This window comes from Burkholderia ambifaria AMMD (genome assembly GCF_000203915.1).
GTDB lineage: Bacteria > Pseudomonadota > Gammaproteobacteria > Burkholderiales > Burkholderiaceae > Burkholderia > Burkholderia ambifaria.
In genome coordinates this window covers 737,531-757,743 of sequence record NC_008392.1, presented here as the reverse complement: position 1 = coordinate 757,743, position 20,213 = coordinate 737,531, and the positions used below count along the sequence as shown (strand labels likewise).

Here is a 20,213-nt window from a genome sequence, read left to right as displayed (position 1 = left end):
ACCATGTGGACCGCCGTCAGCGACCTCGGCGACGCGGCGCTGACGTTGCCGCTAGCCGTCGTGTGCATCGTCTGGCTCACGCGCTCGACGGCCGGCCGGCATCTCGCGACGTCATGGGCGCTGATGCTCGCGGCCGGCATGGCGCTCGTCGGCGCCACCAAGATGCTGTATGCCGGCTGCGGGATCCAGATCCGTGCGATCGATTTCCGCGTGATCAGCGGGCACACGATGCTCGCGTCGGCGGTCTGGCCGATGGCATGCGTGCTTGCGCTGGGCTGCGGCGTGCAGTTGCGGGCGCGCACGTCGCTGTCGGTCGGGCTCGCGCTCGGCGCGCTGATCGGCGTCGCACGCGTGTTCGACGACGCGCACACGCCGTCGGAAGTCGTCATCGGCTGGCTCGTCGGCTCGGCGGTCGCGCTGGCGTTCGTGTGGCGGCATGGCGCGCCGCGCGTCGACGCGCGGTATCGTGCGCTCGTCGCAGGCTCGCTCCTGGCCGTGTCGGCAGTGGCGTATGGCCGTCATGCGCCGATTCAGGCGGCAATCGAGATGTATTCGCCGTTTTTGTGCGGGCGGTTCGCGCTGCAGCCGTGACTGCGCCGACCCCGTCGAAAAAAGACAGAACCCCGCGCCAATCGGACAACCCTGCTCGCCCGGCCGCCCAACCCTCTATGCTTGATCGCCGGAATCGCATCCGTCCCGCATGACGGCCGCGTGTTCCGCGTGCGAACCGCCGCGCAAGCCGGTCCTGCCCGACAGGCGGCTTGCCCCGCGTCGCACGGCATCTCGCCGCGCGACGCCGGAATGGCCGTCACGCGGCGAATCCGGAATCTCCGATCAGGCGCACGCATGTCGACCTTGCTCTTTTCAGCCAGCGTACTGTTCTTCTCGCTCAACGCGTTCAGCGTGCGTGCGACCTTCGCCGCGTACTTCCTGCTCTGCGCGCTCGCCTTTCTGCGCGCGCCGACGCTGATGAACCGGCAGCGGCACCTGTTTCCGGTGTGCACGTACTGGCTGATCAGCACCTGCCTCGCATTCATCCTGTCCGCGTTCGGCGATTTCTACGTGAACTTCTTCATCAAGTTCGTGCTGATCCAGACGTATATCGCGCTGTGCTACTGGATGTTTGCCGGCGGCGTGCTCACACGCGACTCGCTCGACACCGCGTGCAAGACGCTCATCTACGTCCACGCCGCGTTCTTCACGTTCCAGCTTGTCTACTACCTCGGGACCGGCACCTTCGTCGACTTCGACAGCTACGTGCGCGAAGCCGACTCCGAAGCGCTGTACGCGACCAAGGCGCTGTCCGACAGCCTGATCTCGATCCGCGCGCTGGGCCTGTATTCCGAGCCGTCGTTCTATGCGATGACGGTCGTCCCGAGCGCCGTGGTCCTGCTGCTGTCGCAGCGGCGCATCACGCTCGCGCCCGTCGTCGGGTTCGCCACCGCGCTGCTCAGTTTCTCGGTCGCATCGATGGCGGTGTGCGCGGCTCTGTGCGGGCTGCACGTGCTCACCGGGCGCGGGCGGCTGCGGACCCGCATCGCCGTCATCGTCGTCGCGCTCGCCTGCCTGCCGTGGCTCTACAGCGTGTACGACCAGCGCGTGAACCAGTCGGTCGACTACGATGCGGTCGGCAGCCGCACGCTCGTGCTGACGGAGTTGTCCGAACGCGACGTCGTCGCCGGCGTGTTCGGTGGCGGGCTGTTCTGGGACGAGCGCAACAACGTCGGGAAAACGCACCTGCGCGGCTATCAGGTGCGGGACAGCTCGTTCTACATCTATCTCGTGTTCGCCGCGGGCGTGGCCGGTTTCGTCGTGTTTTTCGGTACGCTCGCCATGCTGTTCCGCCGCAAGGGCCGGCGCAAGTATCTGCTCTATCTGCTGCCGATCCTGCTGTTCAAGTATCACGTGCTCTATGGCATGCTCTGGCTCACCATCCTGCTGTTCGTCGTGCTGGCCGACCAGGACGCGCCGTACCGGCGCACGGTCGCCCGTCCCCTCCCCAACACGGGCGGCGGCAAGCCGCTCGCGCACCTGACATGACCTCACACCGACATGCGCCGACGTTGCGCGCGCTGAAACGGTCGCTCATCGCAGCGCTATGCATCGGCTGCGCGTCGATGGCCGCCCACGCGGAAGCCGTCCCCGCGCCGCCCGGCGCAGTGATTGCGCACAGCCCGGCCGCCACGCGCGTGTACCTCGGCTCGCCGTCGCTCGCCGTGCTGCCGAACGGCGACTACGTCGCGACCTTCGATACGTTCGGCGCCGCGTCGGCGCAGAACCGGGTGTTAGTGTTCACGTCGCACGACAAGGGCGCGACCTGGTCCAGGCTCGGCGACGTGCAGGACCAATACTGGTCGTCGCTGTTCGTGCTGAACGGCGCGCTCTACCTGATGGGCACCAACCGCTCGATGGGCACGCCGTCGATTCGCCGGTCCGACGACGGCGGCGCGTCGTGGACCACGCCGGTCGATGCGGCCACCGGGCAGTTACCCTATCCGGGGCGCTTCATCACCGGGCCGGTGCCGGTCCTCGTCGATCGCGGACGCGTGTGGCGCGCATATGAAAACGTCGAGGGCGACGACCTGCGCGCGCTGGTGATGTCCGCGCCCGTCGATCGCGACCTGCTCGACGCACGCAACTGGCGCGTATCCACGCATCTGCCGTCAGACAAGCGCTGGCTCGACGGCAACTTCCAGTCCTGGGAAGAAGGCAACGTGGTCGCCAAACCAGGCGCAGAGCCCGCCGTCATGCTCCGCGTGAACGCGGCGAACGGCCCCGAGAAAGCGGCGCTGGTGACGACGAGCGACGACGGCCGCACGCTGTCGTTCGACCCGGCGCGCGATTTCGTCGACCTGCCCGGCGCCGGCAAGAAGTTCACGATTCGCCTCGACCCGCAGTCGAATCAATACTGGACCATCACCAACGCGGTGCCGAAAGGCATCGGGCGGATGAACCTCGAGCGCGTGCGCAATACGCTGGTGCTGCTGTCATCGCCGGATCTGCGGCAGTGGGTCGCGCGGCGCGTCCTGCTGCAACACGCCGACACGAAACGGCACGGCTTCCAGTACGTCGATTGGCAATTCGACGGCAACGACCTCGTCGCGGTGCTGCGCGTCGCGTTCGATGACCCGGAAGGCGGGGCGGCAAGCCAGCACGACTCTAATTTCATCACGTTCCTGCGCGTGCGCCGGTTCCGCCAGGACGCCTCGTCCAGTGCACTGACGCAAAGCCTGCAATAGCGCGCGCCGGTATCGGCCGCGCCTGCCGCGTGTGGAGCGACGCGGCGGGAGCGGCAGACGCGTTACTTCTTGAACACACCGACGACGTCACCGCCGTCGACCACCAGCAACGCGCCGATCCGCTGCTGCTGCATCAGCAGCAACGCATCCTCGACCCGGGTGCCGGGCCGCACCGTCGACGGCTCGATCGACATCATGTCGGCCGCTGTGCGCCGCAATACGCCGTCGCCATGCCGCTCGATCGCGCGGCGAATGTCGCCGTCGGTCACGATGCCCCAGCCGGCGTGGCGCTTCACGATCGCGAGCCCGAGCCGCCCGCGCGTCATCGCGTCGAGCACGTCGAGCGTCGACGTGTCCTCCGTCACGAACGGCAGGTTCCGGCGCGCCATTTCGTCGTCGACCGTGGACAGCAGCCGGCGGCCGAGCGAGCCGCCCGGATGAAAGCGCGCGAAGTGTTCCGGCTGGAAGCCGCGCGCCCGCATCAGTGTGACCGCCAGCGCATCGCCCATCGCGAGCGTCGCCGTCGTCGACGCGGTCGGCGCGAGCTGCAGCGGGCACGCCTCGCGTTCGACGCCGATGTCGAGATGAACCCTCGCGGCGTGCGCGAGCGTCGATGCAGGATTGCCGGTCAGCGCGATCAGGTCGTTGCCGTTGCTGCGCAGGAACGGAATCAGCTTGATCACCTCGTCCGTTTCTCCGGAATTCGAAATCGCGAGAAACGCGTCGTCCGGCGTCACCATGCCGAGATCGCCGTGATAGGCCTCGCCCGGATGCATGAAGAAGGCGGGCGTGCCCGTGCTCGACAAAGTCGCGGCGATCTTCCTGCCGACGATGCCGGACTTGCCCATGCCGCACACGACGACGCGGCCGTTCGACGCGAGGACGATCTCCACCGCTTCCTCGAAATTCGCGTCGAGCCGTGCGGCCACGCCGGCCAATGCCCGCGACTCGATCTCGAAGACCTGCCGGGCGGATTCAATATGGTTCTGTCGCATCGTGAGTTTGTCGTTTGAGAAGGGAGACGACACGGGCGACGTCGTCCGGCGTATCGATGCCGGCAGGCGGCGCATCGGGCCAGCGCATCACGTCGATCGGCATGCCGAGCCAGAGCGCGCGCAACTGCTCGAGCTTCTCCAGCTGCTCGAGTTCGCACGGCGCCGCGCTTGCCAGCGCCTGCAAGGTCGCGTTCGCGTAGCCGTAGAGGCCGATGTGCCGCAGGAACAGGCCGTGCGAACCGGCTGAGTCCGCCGGCCGCCCGTCGCGGCAGAACGGAATCGCCGCGCGCGAGAAGTACAGCGCACGTCCACGGTGATCGACGACGACCTTGACGATGGCCGGCTCGTCGAGCAGCGCGACTTCGTCGATCGGACAGGCGACCGTCGCTACACCGAGGTCCGGCGCCGCGCCGCAAAAGCCGGCGAATGCCTGCAGCAGCGCCGTCGGCACGAGCGGTTCGTCGCCCTGCACGTTGAGCACCGCATCGGTGTCGGGCCAGCCGGACACGCGCGCGACTTCCGCCGCGCGATCGGTGCCGGACGCATGACCGGTATCGGTCATCGCGAAGCGGATCCCGCGCGCGTCGAGTACCTCGGCAATGCGCGCATCGTCGATCGCGACGACGATGTCGGCATCGGGCAGCGCGCGGCGCACGCGCGCATGCACGCGGACGATCATCGGTTCACCGTCCAGATCGACGAGCGGCTTGCCCGGCAGTCGGGTCGACCCGTACCGGGCCGGAATCACGACGCGCACCGTCCGCCCGTCATTGAACGATGTCATGACCGCTCCATCGTTCGAGCAACGGCCGGTACGCGTCGTCGAGCGACAGCCCGGCCTCGGTCAGCAGATGCTCGGCCACCTCGCGCGCGACGCCGCGGCCGCCGGCCGTGCGCGCGACATGGTCGACGCGCGCACGGACGAGCCGATGCGCATCGGCCGGCGCATACGACACGCCGACGCGTTCGATGACGGGCAGATCGTTCACGTCGTCGCCGACATACGCGATCTCGTGATCGTCGACCTGTTGTCGCGCCTTGATGTCCGCATAGCCGGCGCCCTTGTCGTCGCAGCCGGTCACGAGCACGTCGATGCCGAGCTGCTTCGCCCGCCACGCGAGCGCGCCGCTGTGCTTGCCCGACAGGATGCCGGCGCGGATGCCATGCGCGCGCAGCAGCGCGATCGCGACGCCGTCGTGCGCATGAAAGCTCTTCATGAACTCGCCTTCCGCGGTCACATGCAGTAAGCCGTCGGTCAGCACGCCGTCGACGTCGAACAGCACCAGCCGCACGGGGCCGCGATACATCGCACCGCTCACCGCGCTCACCGGATATCGAGCGGATCGAGCCGCTTGACGAGGTCGTCCACCGCCTTCACCTGCTGCAGGAACGGGTCGAGCAGGGCCAGCGGCAGTGCGCTCGGGCCATCGCAGCGCGCGCGGTCGGGATCCGGGTGCGCTTCGAGGAACAGCCCGGCCAGCCCGACCGCCATCCCGGCACGCGCGAGATCGAGCACCTGGCGCCGCCGGCCGCCGGACGCGGCGCCGTGCGGATCGCGCATCTGCAGGCTGTGCGTGACGTCGAAGATCACCGGGCAGTCGCCCGTCGCGTCGCGCATCTGGCGAAAGCCCAGCATGTCGACGACGAGATTGTCATAGCCGAACGACGAGCCGCGCTCGCACAGGATCACCTTGTCGTTGCCGGCCTCGCGGCACTTCGATACGACGTGCTCGATCTGCGTCGGGCTCATGAACTGCGGCTTCTTGATGTTGACCGCGTTGCCGGTCTGCGCGATCGCGACCACGAGATCCGTCTGGCGCGCCAGGAACGCCGGCACCTGCAGCACGTCGACGACCTGCGAAACCGGCTCCGCCTGCCACACTTCATGCACGTCGGTGATCACGGGCACGCCGAACCGGCGTTTGACCTCGTCGAAGATCCGAAGCCCTTCGTCGAATCCCACGCCGCGATACGAGTGGATCGACGAACGATTGGCCTTGTCGAACGAGGCCTTGAACACCAGCGGAATGCCGAGACGGCGCGTGACCTCGACGAACGTGTTGCAGACGTCGAGCGTGAAGTCGAGACCCTCGAGCACGTTGAGGCCGCCGAACAGGACGAACGGCGAGTCGTTGCCGACGGTGACGTCCGGCGCGATGGTTACATTCATCAGAATTTGCTCCGAGAAACCCCGCCATTTCCCCCAAGGGGACTTCCTTCGGGGCGGACGGCGGGAAGGAAAGGAGTGCTGTTGACAGGCAGCTTCTTCCACGGGTTAGGATCACCGGCATGATTCTTGTCTACCGCTACCGCGTGAAGTCGCTCAACGGACTGCTCAACAAGCAGAGCCGTGCGGTGAACTACGTCTGGAACTTCTGCAATGACACGCAGAAGCACGCGCTCAAGTGGAGCAAGAAGTGGCCGACGGGTTTCGACCTGAACGTGTTGACGACGGGGAGCAGCAAGGAATTGGGCATTCACTCCGGCACGATCAACGCGACGTGCGAGCAATATGCGAAGTCGCGCAGTCAGCACCGTCGGCCCTACCTGCGCTATCGCGGCAGGAAATCGCTGGGCTGGGTGCCGCTGAAGGGGCGCGATCTGAAGCGCGAAGGCGATGCGTTTCGCTTTGCCGGCAATACCTTTCGCGTATTCAATAGCCGCCCGCTTCCCGAAGGCAAGATCAAGGATGGGACCAACTTTGCGCAGGATGCACGTGGCAACTGGTTTCTGAACATCGTGATCGAGATGCCCGATGTGCAGGCCCGCCCGGTCCGTTCCGGTGTTGGCATCGATCTCGGCCTGAAAGACTTCGCCACACTTTCGACGGGCGAGAAGCTGCCCAATGACCGATTCGGCCGACGCGCGGCGGAGAAACTGGCGAAAGCGCAACGGGCGCGAAAGCACAAGCGGCATATCGCGAAGTTGCACGCCAAGGTCGCGAATGCCCGTGCCGATTTCCAGCACAAGCTCGCCCTCGATCTGGTGCGGCGCTTCGATTACCTCGCGGTCGGCAACGTGTCGGCCGCGAAGCTCGCCAGAACCAGGATGGCGAAAAGCGTCTACGACGCATCCTGGTCGTCCTTCCGAAACAAGCTCCGTTACAAGGCGATGGCGCACGGGGCCACGTTCGAGGAAGTCGACGAAAGCGGTTCTACCCAGTCCTGTTCGGCGTGCGGATCGAAAGACAGCACGACGCGGCCGAAAGGTATCGCGGGGCTGCGAGTAAGAGAGTGGGCCTGCAGTGGCTGTGGTGTCGTGCATGATCGTGATATCAACGCTGCGCTGAACATTCTCCGATGCGGACGTGCATCGCCAGGTGTGGGAATCACCTGCCTTTAGGCGGGTGAGGACGTCAAACGGTTCTCCTCCAAATTGGGGCGGCAATGCGCGCGATGCGCCGCGGCAAATGCCGCGCGATCGCGCCGGTCGGTCGCAGCCGGATGCTGTCGTCAGCGGGCTACCGATGCAGCATAGAGCGGCGCGAGCTCTCCGAACAAGCGCTCCTCGCCGAAGCGCTGCCGCGCCTCGCGGCTCGCCCGCCGGGCCAGTTCCCGGCGCAGTGCGTCGTCGCCTGCAAGGCGCTCGAGCCACGCGATCGCGTCTGACGCCGTCGTATAGATCAGGCCGGTCTGCAGATGGCGAACGACGTCCACGTTGCCGGCGCAGTCGGACACGATCACGGGCCGGCCGGCCAGCATCGCCTCGATGACCGACACCGGCATGCCTTCCCACGACGACGTCGACAGGTACACGTCCGCGCGCTCGAGCCGCCGCACGACCTCGTCGCGCGGCAGCCAGCCGGTGACCTCGACACCGGCCTCGGCCAGCCGCGCCTTTTCTGCGGCGTCGCCATCGCCGATCCACACGAAGCGGGTGCCGCGCGCGCGCATGCCATGCGCGATCCGCGCGAACAGCTCGGGATTCTTTTGCGCGCGGATACCACCGACGGTCACCACGCATGGCGGACCGTCCGCCAGCCGTTCGGCGTCGCCCGAACGCTGGGGCGACCGGGTATCGCTCACCGCATTCTCGACCACCACCACCGGCTGGCGAAGCCATGCGCGAATCGCGTGGCCTTCGCTTTCCGAGCATGCGACGTAAAGGCATTTCCGGACGCACGCGATCCACTCGAGGCCGATGAACGCCATGCGCTTCACACCCGAGATATCGCGACGCATGAACGAAATGCAGTGCGGGCTATAGAAAAACGCCGCCTTCGGCAACGCGAACAGCGTCGACAACCGCCCGAGAAAGCCGGCGAACGACGAATGCAGGTGCACGACGTCCGGGCCAATTTCGTTGAGCGTCGCGCGCAACCGGCCCGCTATTCGCAACAGGCCCGCGCCTTTCATCTGGACGTGGCGCAGCGACACGCGCGTGTCGAACATCGCGGCAAGAGCGGGCGGCGTATCCGGACGCACCGAGTAGATGACGTGAACGTCGTGCCCTTCGCGCGCCAGGCGGTTCGCGATCAGGCACACCATCGACAATGTGCCCGTCGCGCTGGATTCAACTATGTGGATGATCTTCATCGGGATCCGCTCCAGGAGGAATGAGCCGTCGCGCACCGACGGCGAATGACGTCGTCAGACACGGGGCCCGCGCCCCGCGACAGCATCGATATACGCGAGCACACCCGAGCGCTCGATCACGCGCCCCCATTCGAGGGACTTCATCGCCGCCGGGTCGGGATGCGTCGCGCGAATCCGCGACAGCGGAAACAGTTCGTCGAAGATCGCCGCACCGGTGACGTGGCACTGGATGCCGAGTTCGTGCGCGGTGCGCACGTTCGACGGCGCGTCGTTGCACACGATCTTCTTGCCGAGCGACGCGTATTCGAGCAGCTTCGTCGGCGTCTGGAAGCAATGCGGCCGGTGATACGGGAAGAAGCACACCGCGTATTCGCTGTCGCGGACGATCCGCAGCGCGTCGGGCTGCGGCACGCGGCCGACGAAGCGGATGCCCGGCGTATCGGCGAACGCCGCGCGAATCTCGGGCTCCGGATTGCCGACGAGCACGAGCGTGTCCGCTTCGTCGCGCCGCGCGTCGCGGTAGGCGGCCAGCACCTTGTGAAAGCCGCGTTCGCGGCTCATCTCGCCGATATAGCAGAATCGTCCGGACGGCGTCTGCGCTGCACCGGCGTTCGCGCCGGCATGGACGCCGCCCCGTGCGGCGCCATCGGCGTGCGCGTCGGCCGCCTCGAAGATCCAGTCCGGCACGCCCATCGGCAGCAGCAACGCGCGCACGCCGTCGCGGAACGCCATCGCGTCGCGCATCCGCTCGTTCTGGAAGATCCGCAAGTCGGGCCGCACATTCAGCACGCGCTTCACGCGGTCCTTCACGGCCGCGAGCCGGCCCACCGACAGCGATCGATAGTCATGAATCACGAACCGCGCGGGCGGCAGTGCGTGATAGAAACCCATGATGCACCACAGGATGCAGGCGTCCCGATCGGGAAACCGCGCATACGCATCGAGATCGCCGTCGAACACCTCGAACCCGTGCGTTCTCAGCCGGCGGCCGTAGGCGGCGATCTCCGGATAGTTCGCCTTGCCGGGATGCAGAATGAACACTTTCATGTCGGCTCCTGTCCGTTGTCGAGAATGCGCGCCGGAATGCCGACGGCCACGCGGCCGTCGGGTACGTCGCGCAACACCACCGCCCCGGCGCCGATGCGTGCGCGGTCGCCGATGCGAACCGCGCCGAGCACGACGCTGTGCACGCCGAACTCGACGTGGTCGCCGATCGTCGGCACGCCGCCGATCGTGCCGTCCTTCCGGATGGTGTTGCCGATGGTCACACCGTGCCGCAGCGTGCAGTAATCGCCGATCACCGCGTAGCCGTTGATCACGAGGCCCGTGCCGTGATAAATCGCGAGCCCCTTGCCGATCTTCGTCTTCACCGGAATCTCGATGCCCATCAACCAGTCGCACAGCACGATGTAGAGCACGATGAGCGGCGCGCCGGCCAGCAGCGTGAACCGGCTCCGGCAGGCGAGGTAATGCACGACGCGATAGAAGATCACCACGCCGCGCGTCTTCATGAACGCATTGCGGCGGCAGTCTTCGGCGATCGCCTCGGCGGTCTGTCGCAACGTGACGGTCATGTCAGTGACGCCTCGCGAACACACGCCGGGCCGCATCGGCGGGAATGCGCGCGGCGCCAAAGTAGTCGATGCCGTCGACCAGGAACGAATGGATGTACTTCAACAGCCGCTCGCGGTCGAATTCCTTGTAGAAGCAGCGGCCGAGCGACACCACGCGCTTGCCGTACAGCATCGCCTCGAGCCCGACCGTCGAATTGATCGTGACGACCGCATACGCGTGCCGGAGCAGCTCCGTGGTCGGCGACGTGATGAGCTCGAAGTGATAGGTCTCCTGCAGGCGCACGATCGCGTCGATCTCGGCCGCATCGGTCTCGGCCGGATGCAGCTTCACGAACAGGTCGGCGCTCTCGTTCGCAGCGAACTCGAACGCATGGCGGATCGCGTCGAGATTGCCGATGTCCGAATGCAGCTTGATCTGCGTGTCGCCGGATACTTGCAGCGGCAGGAACACATAGCGGCAGGTCGCCAGCGTGTCGGCCGACATATAGGTGGCCTGTCGTGGCGCGGGCATCCCGTTGCGCGCGCGCACGCTCGCCAGGCGCCGGCGGCCGACGCCGCCGCTGACCGCCTTCAGCAGGTAGTTGGTCGCGGACGTCGCCTTGCGCGCGAACGACGTCCTGGCCTGCGGCAGCGGCATCTGCTTGTAGCGTTCGTAGGCCGACAGCCAGCGCGCATGCGTGTCTTCGTCGGGAAGCGGCAGCCGATCGATGACCTCGGGATGGCGGCTGATCGTCGACAGCGCATTGACGCCGAGCGAATCGACGAACAGCTTGCCCGGCAGGTTCGAGATCTCGATGAAGCGGGTCGCCACGCCGTTCACCGCGCAGGCCTGACGCACCGCGCGGCACACCAGCTGCTGCCCGTTCCACATCACGCACTGCTCGACCCGCAGGCCGCGCAGGGCTTCCGACGCGATCTGGAAGATCGCCGCCGACTCGCGTTTCGCACGGGCCTCGGTCATCTGCCCGTTCAGCACTTCGATCGACAGCTGGTACGGCGTGCGGTCGACCGGCTGGCCGTCGGACACGTCGATCGGCGTCAGCCAGTTCAGGTACACCGACCGGTAGCCGCTCAGCAACAGGCCGAGATGCGCAACCGGCTCGCTCGTCAGGAATGCGAACTCGTACTCGTGCCGGATCGCGTTCACCAGGCGGGTGGCGAAGTAGTAGCGCTCGAGGGAATCGATGACTATCAGGATCATGGTGTGCTCGTTCGTCGTATCGGCGTTCTCACGCCAGCGCCCGGGATCGGGACAGATTCGTTTCGAGGACCCGGTACGTCAGCGCGATGCCGGCCGCCATCAGCGCCGCGCCGGTCAGCGAAAAGATCTGCACGCTCGTCGGGGCCGACAGGTTCATTAGTCGCGCGATGCCCAGCGCACCGGCAAGACAGACGCCACAGGTCAGCTGAAACAGGAAATCGATGCGCTGCGCGCGGGTCGCGAGGAAGATCTGCGACAGCGGCACATAGAGCAGCTGCAGCGCGAACAGCGGCATCAGGCTGTGATAGAACCCGACCGAGCCGCGCCAGCTTTCCCCGAAGAACAGGTTGACGAGCGGCGCGAACAGCAGCAGCCCACCGGCCATGTACACGGCAGCAAGGCCCGCGAGTGCGCGCGCGTAGGTCCGGTACACGCGCCGCACCGTCGTGCCCGCATCCGGTCGCGCCATCGCGCCGATCGCATCGCGGCGAAACACGCCGCCGACGCTCTGCGCGATCAGCGAAACCGGAAAGAACCCGAGCCGGTAAGCCGCGGCGAAGTAGCCGGCGCTCTGCGCGTCGAACCAGTGCGGAATCGCGATCGACAGCGCGTAGGTCAGCACCGACGCGCACAGCGTCGACGGCAGGATATACAGCGCGAAACGGCGATTCCTGACGAAGAATCGGCGGGACAGCATGAACGAATACCCGGCCCGATAGCCGGAAAACAGGATCGCCGCGGCCATCACGATCGAGACCGCGGCGCTCACCCATGCGTACAGCGCGAACACGTCGACCTGGCCGCACGCAGCGCATGCGAGCGACAGCACGAGGCCGGCGAGAAACGCGCCGTTGACCACCACGCGCGACAGCGCAATCCATCCGTAGCGCCTGAGACTGTTCAGATACGATCCGGCGGCCAGTTGCACGAACGATGCCAGCGCATAGACGGCGACCAGATAAAGATCCGTGCGGCCGGCGACGGCGATCACGATGGCGAACACCGCGACGACGACCAGGCTCAGCGCCGTCACGTTGACGAACGCATTGAACGACTCGCCCGGCGCGTCATCGACGCACGCGAGTTCGTAGCGGAACGCGAGCAGCGTGCCGGCGAAGGTCGCCAGCGCGAGCAGGTAGTTGAAGTGGCCGAGCGACGCCGGCCCGAAGCGCCGTCCGATCACGAAGATGCAGACGAACAGCGCGATCTGGCCGACCACGACGCCGGCGAGCGACACGATCGAATCCCGCGGATTGATCATCTCGCCTCCGTGCGCCGCGCGCGAGCGGATGCGCGGGCCGGGCCGCCGGCGGTGGCGCGGCGCGCATCACGCATCTTGCGCCCCGTATTCGTAGGCGACATAGCGGTAACCGCCATATTTCGACCCGTACCCGTACTGTCCGAGCCGCGGATTGACACCGTTGAAGATCACGCCGTTCAGGCGGATGCCGTTCTGCGCGAAGCGCTTCGCGGATTCGCCGATCTCGCCGAGCTTCGTCTTGCCTGCCATCGTGACGAGCAGCGCGGTGCCGGCGACCGCGCCGAGAATGCCGGTATCGGGCACCGCGAGCACCGGCGCCGAGTCGATCACGACGATGTCATAGCGCGACGACAGATCGCCGACCAGCGTCGCGAGATTGCGGTTCAGCAGCAGTTCCGCGGGATTCTTCGGCATCGTGCCGGTCGAGATGAAGTCGAGACCGTCGACCACCTCGCGGTGAATCACGTCCTCCACGCGCGCGCTGCCGGCGATCAGCTCGGTGAAGCCGCGGCCGCGCGGAAAGCCGAGATAGTCGTGCAACCGGCCCTTGCGAATGTCGCCGTCGATCAGCAGCACGCGCTTGCCGGCGCTCGCCATCACGACGGCGAGGTTCGACGAGAGGAAGGTCTTGCCGACACCCGGCGCCGGACCCGCGATCAGCACGACGTTGTTCTTCGCCTCGAGCATCGCGAACTGCAATGCGGTGCGCAGGCTGCGCAGGCACTCGACGGCCGGCTCGTTCGGGAAGTCGATCGACAGGATCGACCTGTGGCCGCTCTTGCGCGCGGCCTCCTCGGCCAGGTCGCGCTGATGGTCGCTGATCGGGACCGTCGCGTACACCGCTAGGCCGAGACGGCGCTCGATCTCGTTGTGATCGGAGATCCCGTGGAACAGCATCGAGCGGACGATCGCGGTGCCGCATCCGGCGAGCAGCCCGAGCAGCAGCGACGCCAGCGCGACGAGCACCTTCTTCGGCCGCACCGCCACTTCCGGCACCGCCGCCGTATCGACGAGGCGCACGTTGCCGACCTTGCCGGCCTGCACGAGCTGCAGCTGCTGCATGTTGTTCAGCAGCGCCGTGTAGAGGTCCGTGTTGACCTTCACGTCGAGCATCATCCGCACGGTTTCCTGCTGCAGGTCCGGCAGACGCCGGATCTGCTGCTCGGCGGTGCTGCGATAACCGTTCAGCGCGGCGATCTGCTCGTCGATCACGGCCACGCTCGGGTGCCGTTCGGTGAAGCGCGACATCAGCTCCTGCCGCTTCTGCTGCAGCTCGAGCAGGCGCGTCTTCGCGTCGGCGGTCTGCGCCAGCGCGAGTTTTGCTTCCTCGGTAAGGTCGACCGTGCCGTGCTCGTTGCGCAGCTTCGTCAGGCGCGCTTCGGAATCGGTCAACTGCTGCTTAAGCTGCGGCAGCTGTGCGGTCAGGAATTCGAGCGACTGTGCGGCCTCCGCCGATTTCCGCTCGATGTTCTGCCGCACGTACTGGCGACCGATCTCGTTCATCGTGTCGCTGACCCATTTCGGATCGGTATCCTGAAGGCTGGCGACGACGACGTCCGATTGCTTCACGCGCTCCTGCACGTTGAGGCGGTCGCGGATGTCCTCGATCGTCTTCAGCCGCGAGTTGCGCACCAGCACGAACGCGGCGCCGGGCTTTGCGGCAATCGACGCGACCTGAAGCGTGATCGGGCCGCGCGGCGAGCGGAACGTTTCGAGCATGCCGACCGTGCCCTCGACTGCGTCGTCGAGATCGCCGCCTTCGAGCCGATAGCGCTTGCCGCCGAGGCTCGTCAGCGTGAACGCGTCGCCTTCGTTCTTGCGCGGTACGTCGAACCGCGGCACGTCGATGCGCTCGCGGCCCCAGGCGTAGCCGCCGAAGCCGGCCAGGCCGGGGTCGGACAGGCCGTCGCGGTGGCGCGCGATCCAGTCGCCGATCACCGGAAAGCGCTTCGGCGACGCGTCGATGAACAGGTTGAGCCTGTCGACCGCGCGTTCGACGACCAGTCGCGACGCGAGGATCTGCTGTTCGGCGGCGGCCGACGACTTCACGTCGAACAGCGACGACACATCGCCCAGCAACGACTTGGCGGCCGACGTGTCGGGGCTGTCCTCGACCTGGACCATGATGTTGGCTTCGAACACGGGCTTGCCGAGAATCGCGTATGCGAGGCCGGCGGCCAGCACCACGCACGTGATGGCCGCGATCAGCCAGCGGCTTTCCAGCAGGATGTCGAGCACCGCGACGAAATCGGTCTCGCTGCCGTCTTCGGCGGTTTGCTGCGGCGGGGCGGAGGGTTGGGTCATGGCAACGATATGAGGCGTATTGGGTTCCAGTGGGGCATCGACCGACGGCGCTTCAGACGATACGCAGGCGCTTCGACCACTCGGACACACCGAGTTCGATCAGGCGCGCGCAGCGTTCGAACACGAATCTGGGCTGGCGGTGAGGGTCGTGCACGTCGAAATCCGTGTACTCGCCGAGGCGGAACACGCGCCCCCGCACGAACGGGAACTGGTTCTCGAGCGACGTGCGCTGGCGACGGTCCATCACGAGGATCAGATCGGCGTCGGTGCACAGGGAGCGGCCGATCTGCTGCGCGCGATGCGTCGACACGTCGAACCCGCGCATGCGCATCACCTCCTGCGCGTACGGCGCGGCCGGCATGCCGACCAGCGCGTTCAGTCCGGCGGATGCCACGCGCCGCCCGGGCATGGCCTGACGCAGCATCGCTTCGGCCATCGGGCTGCGGCAGATGTTGCCCTCGCAAACGATCAGGATGGATTCCATCATTTGGTCGCAATCGCCGCGGTCAAGCCGGCGTTGATGGCCGGCAGCAACAGGCTGAGCACGCGGCTGAAGCGGACGAGCCCGTTGCCGTCGACATAGACGATGTCCTTCGGCTTCAGCTGGAACTGATTCGCCAGCACCATCGCGACCGGCGAGCGCGCATCGAGGTGATAGACCTGTGGCTGCTCGTCCTGCATCCCGCGCACCACGTAGAGTTGCGCGGCATCGGCCGTGTTCGCGTTCAGGCTGCCGGCCTGCGCGATCGCCTCGCTCAGCGTCAGCCGGCCATTGCGCATCGGCAACGCCGTCACGGGCTTGTTGACCTCGCCCATCACGAACACGCCGCTTTCGTCGCGCGGCAGCACCCGCACGAGGTCGCCGTTGCGCAGCACCATCTTCGACGGATTGCGGCCCTGCTCGGCCATCTCGGTCAGGTCGATCCGGCGCTCGACGCCGTCGCGCACCAGCACGATGCGGCTTTGATCGGCCGCCGCCGAAAAGCCACCGGCCCGCCCGATCGCGTCATACAGCGTCATCGGGATGTCATTCACGGCTTGCGAGCCCGGCGTATGCACCTCGCCCTCGATATACACCTGCTTCGCGCGGAACGACGCGATACGCACGGTGACCTGCGGATTCCTGAACGTCTTGTCGAGACGGCGCGTGAGCTGCGTCTGCACCTGCTCGGCCGTCAGTCCGGCGACCGTCAGCCGGCCCGCATAGGGAAACTGCAGCGTGCCGTCCTGGTCGACGACGAAACCCGGCGGTGCATCCGCCGCGCGTGGCGCGGCCTGCGCCGGCGCACCGAGCGCCGCCGCGAGCTCGGGGTGGTCCCATACGGTGATCTGCAGCACATCGCCGCGGCCGATGGTGTACGCGTCCGGCGACGCGACGACATCGCGGGCTTCGCCGCGCGAACCGCGCTCGGTATCGCGCATGCGCCGGATCAGCGTGAGGTCGATGTTCGTGACCGGAACCGGCAACGCGGCACTGTCGGCCGGTGTGGCGCCGCTTTGCAGCGGAATCGACGCCGGCTGCTGCATGCGCATGCCCGGCGCGATGCCGCACGCGCCCAGCAATGCGCACAGCGGCAGGATCATCACGAGCGGACCGACACGCGACGCTCGGCGCGGCGCGCACGCACGCGCCGACTCCATTTGACGCAACCTCTGCATTACAACCTCGCACTTTTTTAATTTGAAATTGCGCCGGTCGCCCCGCGTCGTGTGGACCGCGAGTACAGCACCCCTGTCGAGACCGGACATGCTTGCTGCCACTGCTTGCTGCTGGATACCGCCATGCCTGCCGTCGTCACGCGCCGCCGCCGCGCATCCTTCGCGGCATCCGTGCGCGTGGCAGCGGCTAATACGCACCCGAACCGCGCACCACCACGTTGATCGTCCGGAACAGGATGCCGATGTCACGGCGCAGCGACCACTCGCGCACATAGGACACGTCGAGCGACACGCGCGTCGAATAGTCGGTGTCGTTGCGGCCGCTGACCTGCCACAGGCCGGTCATGCCGGGTTTCGCCATCAGGTAGTAGCGCACGTCGGCGCCGTAGCGTTCGAGCTCGGCCTCGACGATCGGGCGCGGCCCGACGAGACTCATGTCGCCCTTCAGCACGTTCAGCAACTGCGGCAGTTCGTCGAGACTCGTCTTGCGCAGCAAGCGGCCGATCGGCGTGATGCGGACATCGTTCTTCAGCTTGAATTCGCGATCCCATTCCGCGCGGGCGTCGGCGTCGCGCTCCAGCAGAGCCTTGAGCACCGCATCGGCGTTCGTCACCATCGAGCGGAATTTCAGGCACTTGAACCGCCGGCCGTTGCGGCCGACGCGCTCGTGCCCGAAGATCGCCGGGCCGCCGTCGCGCCGCACGGTCCATGCGATGCCGAGCAACACCGGCGCGAGCACGACGAGCAGCATCGACGCGCCGACCAGGTCGAAGCTGCGCTTGACCATCCGCTTGATGCGCCCGACCGTCCGGTGGCCGATCTCGCGTTGGCCGCGCAGGTCCGCATGCGCGATGGCCGCCGCACGCACCTGGTCGCCCGCTCGCTCGATCATCCCGAAGATCGCGAGCGTCAGCGCGCGGAATGCGATCAGGCCAAGCCCGCTCGCGAGCGTCCAGTACACGAACCACTCGCTCGACAGCACGTGCGCACGATGGAGCACGTACAGCAGCGCGGTGCTCATGCCCTGCACGACGATCCAGGCCAGCACCGTGCGGCCCAGCACGTGCAGCGCCGAGCGCCTGCGCGCCGCCTCGTAGATGCCGCAGGCGGGAAATACCGACAACGCCAGCGCGGCAGCAAAGGCGACAAGCGCACCGTCGAACAGGGTGCCGCGCGCACCGCCGGTGGCACCGATCAACGCGGGAATGAACGCGCCCAGCACGATCAGTCCGATATCGGTCGCTCGATTGATCAACGAATTCATTGATATGAACTCCTAATTCAGGATCCAACATCCGTTCGCGGTGCAGCGGCATGTCACGTCTGCCACGCGTGTCGCGCCAAGCGTCCCCTCGATCTCGCCGCGGCGGCCTGCCGCGACTCCGACGCATCACGATCTGGCTGGTTGCGATGCATATTCCCCGCGGCGCTCGTTGCAATCCGTCGCCTCGACGTTTCCGCAGTGCATCATATTCGTGGCGACTCGCGCTTTTATCGCTTGCGTCCGAATCCGCCTTGTTGATGGCGGAACAAATCAAGGGCAATTCCGCGCGCGAATTATTCGATGCATTTCCCCAATCAGGTAATGCATCCGCTGCGCACGAATAACGTGCGCGCACAACGATTCATGCTCGAATTCAGATCACAAGGACGACACGTCTTTACATGTCGATTTGCAGTTCATTGCGTCCGCCATTGCCGGCGCGGCGAACAGCGCATGCATAATCTGGCACTGCCGCGACCTGCAAGCGAGCACCGGCCGGATCGATCGGCCGGATGCTCGCTCAACGAATAAAAAGGCCTGCACAGTGCGCTCACGGCAACACGGCAGGCAAAATTCCGAGGAGTGCCGGGGTGCCGCCTCCTCGAAAGGCCAGTCGATAATTTAATCAGCGGAAAATGGTTTTGATCGCCCCGTGTCGGACCGCGCCACGATTGTGGCCGAATCCGCCGTCGTCGCATGGATTCGGACTTATATCCGTCATTTTCCACGCCCGAATAACGTCACCGTCATTCTGACGAAACATCAATATTCGAATATCGAATTGAATTCGCTTAATGCCATTCCACCGAATGACAGCGCACGGCGAATTGCAATCGTTCGTCTAGGATGGTGCGCCGTTCATCCAGTCGCCGAGGTCCGATGCGTACAGCATGTCGGTCGACGCGTCGCCGCCTTTTCGGGCGGCCGCCCGATATTCGGTTGGCGAAGTCTGCAAGTGCTGGCGAAACAGCTTCGCCATCCGGTCGCCGCTGCCGAGGCCCGTGCGTCGCGCGACCTTGTCCGCCGGAAGATCGGTTTCGATCAGCATGCGGCACGCCTTTTCGAGGCGGATCCTCAGCACGAACTCGGTGGGCGTGACGCCGATTTCGTTCTTGAAGCGCCGCAGGAAATTGCGCTCGCTCATCGCGGCGGCCTGCGCGGCATCGGCGATGGAGATCCGGTTCTCGCTGTTCACGCGCAGGTGATGCGCTGCCATCCGGATCAACGTGCTCGCGCGCGCGACCCGTGCGCCGAACAGCACGTCGGTCAGCTTGCGGTTCGCGCCGGACACCATGCACATCACGATTTCCTGCGCGATCTCGTAGCCCATGTCCACGCGGACGATCGACAACGCATCGGAGAACGGCCCGTCGTCTTCGTCACCGGCCGGTTCATCGTCATCGCGTCCGGCAGACGACGCGCCGCTGCCGTCCGCGGCCGGCCCGGCCTTCTCGACCTCTTTCTGCGACAGATGAATCTGCGTGAGCAACTTGCGGCCGCCGTGGCTGCCACGAACGACGCGCGCGCGTTGGTGCGCATGCCTGAGCCACGCGATCAACTGCTCGTCGAGCGCGTCGATCCCGTCTTGACCGCTCAACACGAACATCGCATGGACCGTGCTGGCTCCCAGCGTGCGCGCCGCTTCCGTCCAGATGCCCACGCCCGACGACGAACGAACCGGCCCGCCATGCACGGAATACAAGCGCAACTCGTAACGGTCGGTGAAAGCGCCTTCGGCGCGTCCAAGTTGATTCGCGAGTTCGAAAACGGCGGCCAGCTTGCCCATCTGCATGATCGAGAAACCTTCGAGCAACAGTACGATTACGCTTGCTCGTTGATGCCCGTTGCCGGCGCCTCTACCACGATTCACGCTTAACCCCGTCGATGAATGATTCGACACTGTGTGCATCATTTCGGCCCTTTAACAATTGCTTACATTTTCTTGTTTTCTGCGCCGCATCATAGGGGCGACCCTCACCCGCCGATTTCCCAGTGTCTGTTTTCGCCGTGTTGTTGTCGGAATCAATCAAGCCTATGGTGTGGCACTATTTATTGAGTTTCATCACGCCCGGGATAAATATCTTCATGGAGATTCGCGAACAATTGACGTGCGTCAACCCTCCGCGATTTGAATCGGGATAAGGGATCCGGCCTGTCTCCAGATGAAGAAGGAGAAGCCGA

General features: G+C 66.0%; 18 protein-coding genes. 4 read left to right on the top strand and 14 right to left on the bottom strand.

Features of this window, described 5'->3' with window-relative positions:
* Positions 1–3: 3 nt before the first annotated feature.
* The 3 genes from BAMB_RS30840 to BAMB_RS30830 all read left to right on the top strand — a co-directional run bounded on the left by BAMB_RS30840 (position 4) and on the right by BAMB_RS30830 (position 3,239).
* Positions 4–591, top strand: coding sequence for a phosphatase PAP2 family protein (locus BAMB_RS30840; RefSeq protein ID WP_011661063.1), 588 nt, complete (start codon positions 4–6; stop codon positions 589–591).
* Positions 592–846: 255 nt separating this feature from the next.
* The gene (locus BAMB_RS30835) at positions 847–2,040 is read left to right on the top strand and encodes a hypothetical protein (RefSeq protein WP_045555000.1); all 1,194 of its coding nucleotides are present in this window, start codon (positions 847–849) and stop codon (positions 2,038–2,040) included.
* Positions 2,037–3,239 (top strand): sialidase family protein, encoded by a 1,203-nt coding sequence (locus BAMB_RS30830; RefSeq protein WP_011661061.1) that lies wholly within the window; start codon positions 2,037–2,039, stop codon positions 3,237–3,239. Before BAMB_RS30835 ends, BAMB_RS30830 begins: the two co-directional genes overlap by 4 nt.
* Positions 3,240–3,301: 62 nt before the next feature.
* Here BAMB_RS30830 and BAMB_RS30825 read toward each other — a convergent pair whose 3' ends face one another.
* From BAMB_RS30825 to kdsA, 4 genes are read right to left on the bottom strand one after another with little or no spacing between them, the layout of a single operon-like run.
* The gene (locus tag BAMB_RS30825; protein ID WP_012372261.1) at positions 3,302–4,234 is read right to left on the bottom strand and encodes a KpsF/GutQ family sugar-phosphate isomerase; all 933 of its coding nucleotides are present in this window, start codon (positions 4,232–4,234) and stop codon (positions 3,302–3,304) included.
* Positions 4,215–5,018 carry a 3-deoxy-manno-octulosonate cytidylyltransferase gene (gene kdsB, locus BAMB_RS30820; protein WP_011661059.1) on the bottom strand — a complete coding sequence of 268 codons (804 nt, stop codon included), beginning with the start codon at positions 5,016–5,018 and terminating at the stop codon, positions 4,215–4,217. Before kdsB ends, BAMB_RS30825 begins: the two co-directional genes overlap by 20 nt.
* Entirely contained in the window at positions 5,002–5,553 is a 552-nt protein-coding gene (locus BAMB_RS30815) for a KdsC family phosphatase (protein WP_041491889.1), read from the bottom strand. The genes kdsB and BAMB_RS30815 overlap by 17 nt, the downstream gene beginning before the upstream one ends.
* A 5-nt stretch (positions 5,554–5,558) precedes the next feature.
* Positions 5,559–6,404: a 3-deoxy-8-phosphooctulonate synthase gene (gene kdsA, locus BAMB_RS30810; protein WP_011661057.1), complete on the bottom strand. Its 846-nt coding sequence runs from the start codon at positions 6,402–6,404 to the stop codon at positions 5,559–5,561.
* 119 nt (positions 6,405–6,523) lie between these two features.
* Here kdsA and BAMB_RS30805 point away from each other — a divergent pair, with 119 nt between their 5' ends.
* The gene (locus BAMB_RS30805) at positions 6,524–7,576 is read left to right on the top strand and encodes an RNA-guided endonuclease InsQ/TnpB family protein (RefSeq protein ID WP_011661056.1); all 1,053 of its coding nucleotides are present in this window, start codon (positions 6,524–6,526) and stop codon (positions 7,574–7,576) included.
* Between the two features lie 110 nt (positions 7,577–7,686).
* On the opposite strand, the gene BAMB_RS30800 is transcribed toward BAMB_RS30805, so the two are convergent.
* From BAMB_RS30800 to BAMB_RS30755, 10 genes are all read right to left on the bottom strand, one after another.
* Positions 7,687–8,769, bottom strand: coding sequence for a glycosyltransferase (locus BAMB_RS30800; RefSeq protein ID WP_011661055.1), 1,083 nt, complete (start codon positions 8,767–8,769; stop codon positions 7,687–7,689).
* A gap of 54 nt (positions 8,770–8,823) precedes the next feature.
* Entirely contained in the window at positions 8,824–9,816 is a 993-nt protein-coding gene (locus BAMB_RS30795) for a glycosyltransferase (protein WP_011661054.1), read from the bottom strand.
* A complete protein-coding gene (locus BAMB_RS30790) occupies positions 9,813–10,343 on the bottom strand; it encodes a serine O-acetyltransferase (RefSeq protein WP_011661053.1) in 531 nt (176 codons plus the stop codon). Before BAMB_RS30790 ends, BAMB_RS30795 begins: the two co-directional genes overlap by 4 nt.
* Position 10,344: 1 nt before the next feature.
* Positions 10,345–11,544 carry a capsular polysaccharide export protein, LipB/KpsS family gene (locus BAMB_RS30785; protein ID WP_011661052.1) on the bottom strand — a complete coding sequence of 400 codons (1,200 nt, stop codon included), beginning with the start codon at positions 11,542–11,544 and terminating at the stop codon, positions 10,345–10,347.
* Positions 11,545–11,572: 28 nt separating this feature from the next.
* Complete coding sequence (locus BAMB_RS30780; RefSeq protein WP_011661051.1) at positions 11,573–12,805, bottom strand: lipopolysaccharide biosynthesis protein; 1,233 nt, start codon at positions 12,803–12,805, stop codon at positions 11,573–11,575.
* Positions 12,806–12,871: 66 nt separating this feature from the next.
* Positions 12,872–15,109, bottom strand: a complete 2,238-nt coding sequence (locus BAMB_RS30775) for a polysaccharide biosynthesis tyrosine autokinase (RefSeq protein ID WP_011661050.1) — start codon at positions 15,107–15,109, stop codon at positions 12,872–12,874.
* A 52-nt stretch (positions 15,110–15,161) separates the two neighbouring features.
* On the bottom strand, positions 15,162–15,596 hold the full coding sequence (locus BAMB_RS30770) for a low molecular weight protein-tyrosine-phosphatase (protein WP_011661049.1): 435 nt from the start codon (positions 15,594–15,596) through the stop codon (positions 15,162–15,164).
* Complete coding sequence (locus tag BAMB_RS30765) at positions 15,593–16,768, bottom strand: polysaccharide biosynthesis/export family protein (RefSeq protein WP_011661048.1); 1,176 nt, start codon at positions 16,766–16,768, stop codon at positions 15,593–15,595. Before BAMB_RS30765 ends, BAMB_RS30770 begins: the two co-directional genes overlap by 4 nt.
* 187 nt (positions 16,769–16,955) lie before the next feature.
* A complete protein-coding gene (locus BAMB_RS30760) occupies positions 16,956–18,032 on the bottom strand; it encodes a sugar transferase (protein WP_011661047.1) in 1,077 nt (358 codons plus the stop codon).
* Positions 18,033–18,873: 841 nt separating this feature from the next.
* Positions 18,874–19,944, bottom strand: a complete 1,071-nt coding sequence (locus BAMB_RS30755) for a helix-turn-helix domain-containing protein (RefSeq protein ID WP_011661045.1) — start codon at positions 19,942–19,944, stop codon at positions 18,874–18,876.
* Positions 19,945–20,213 lie beyond the last annotated feature (269 nt).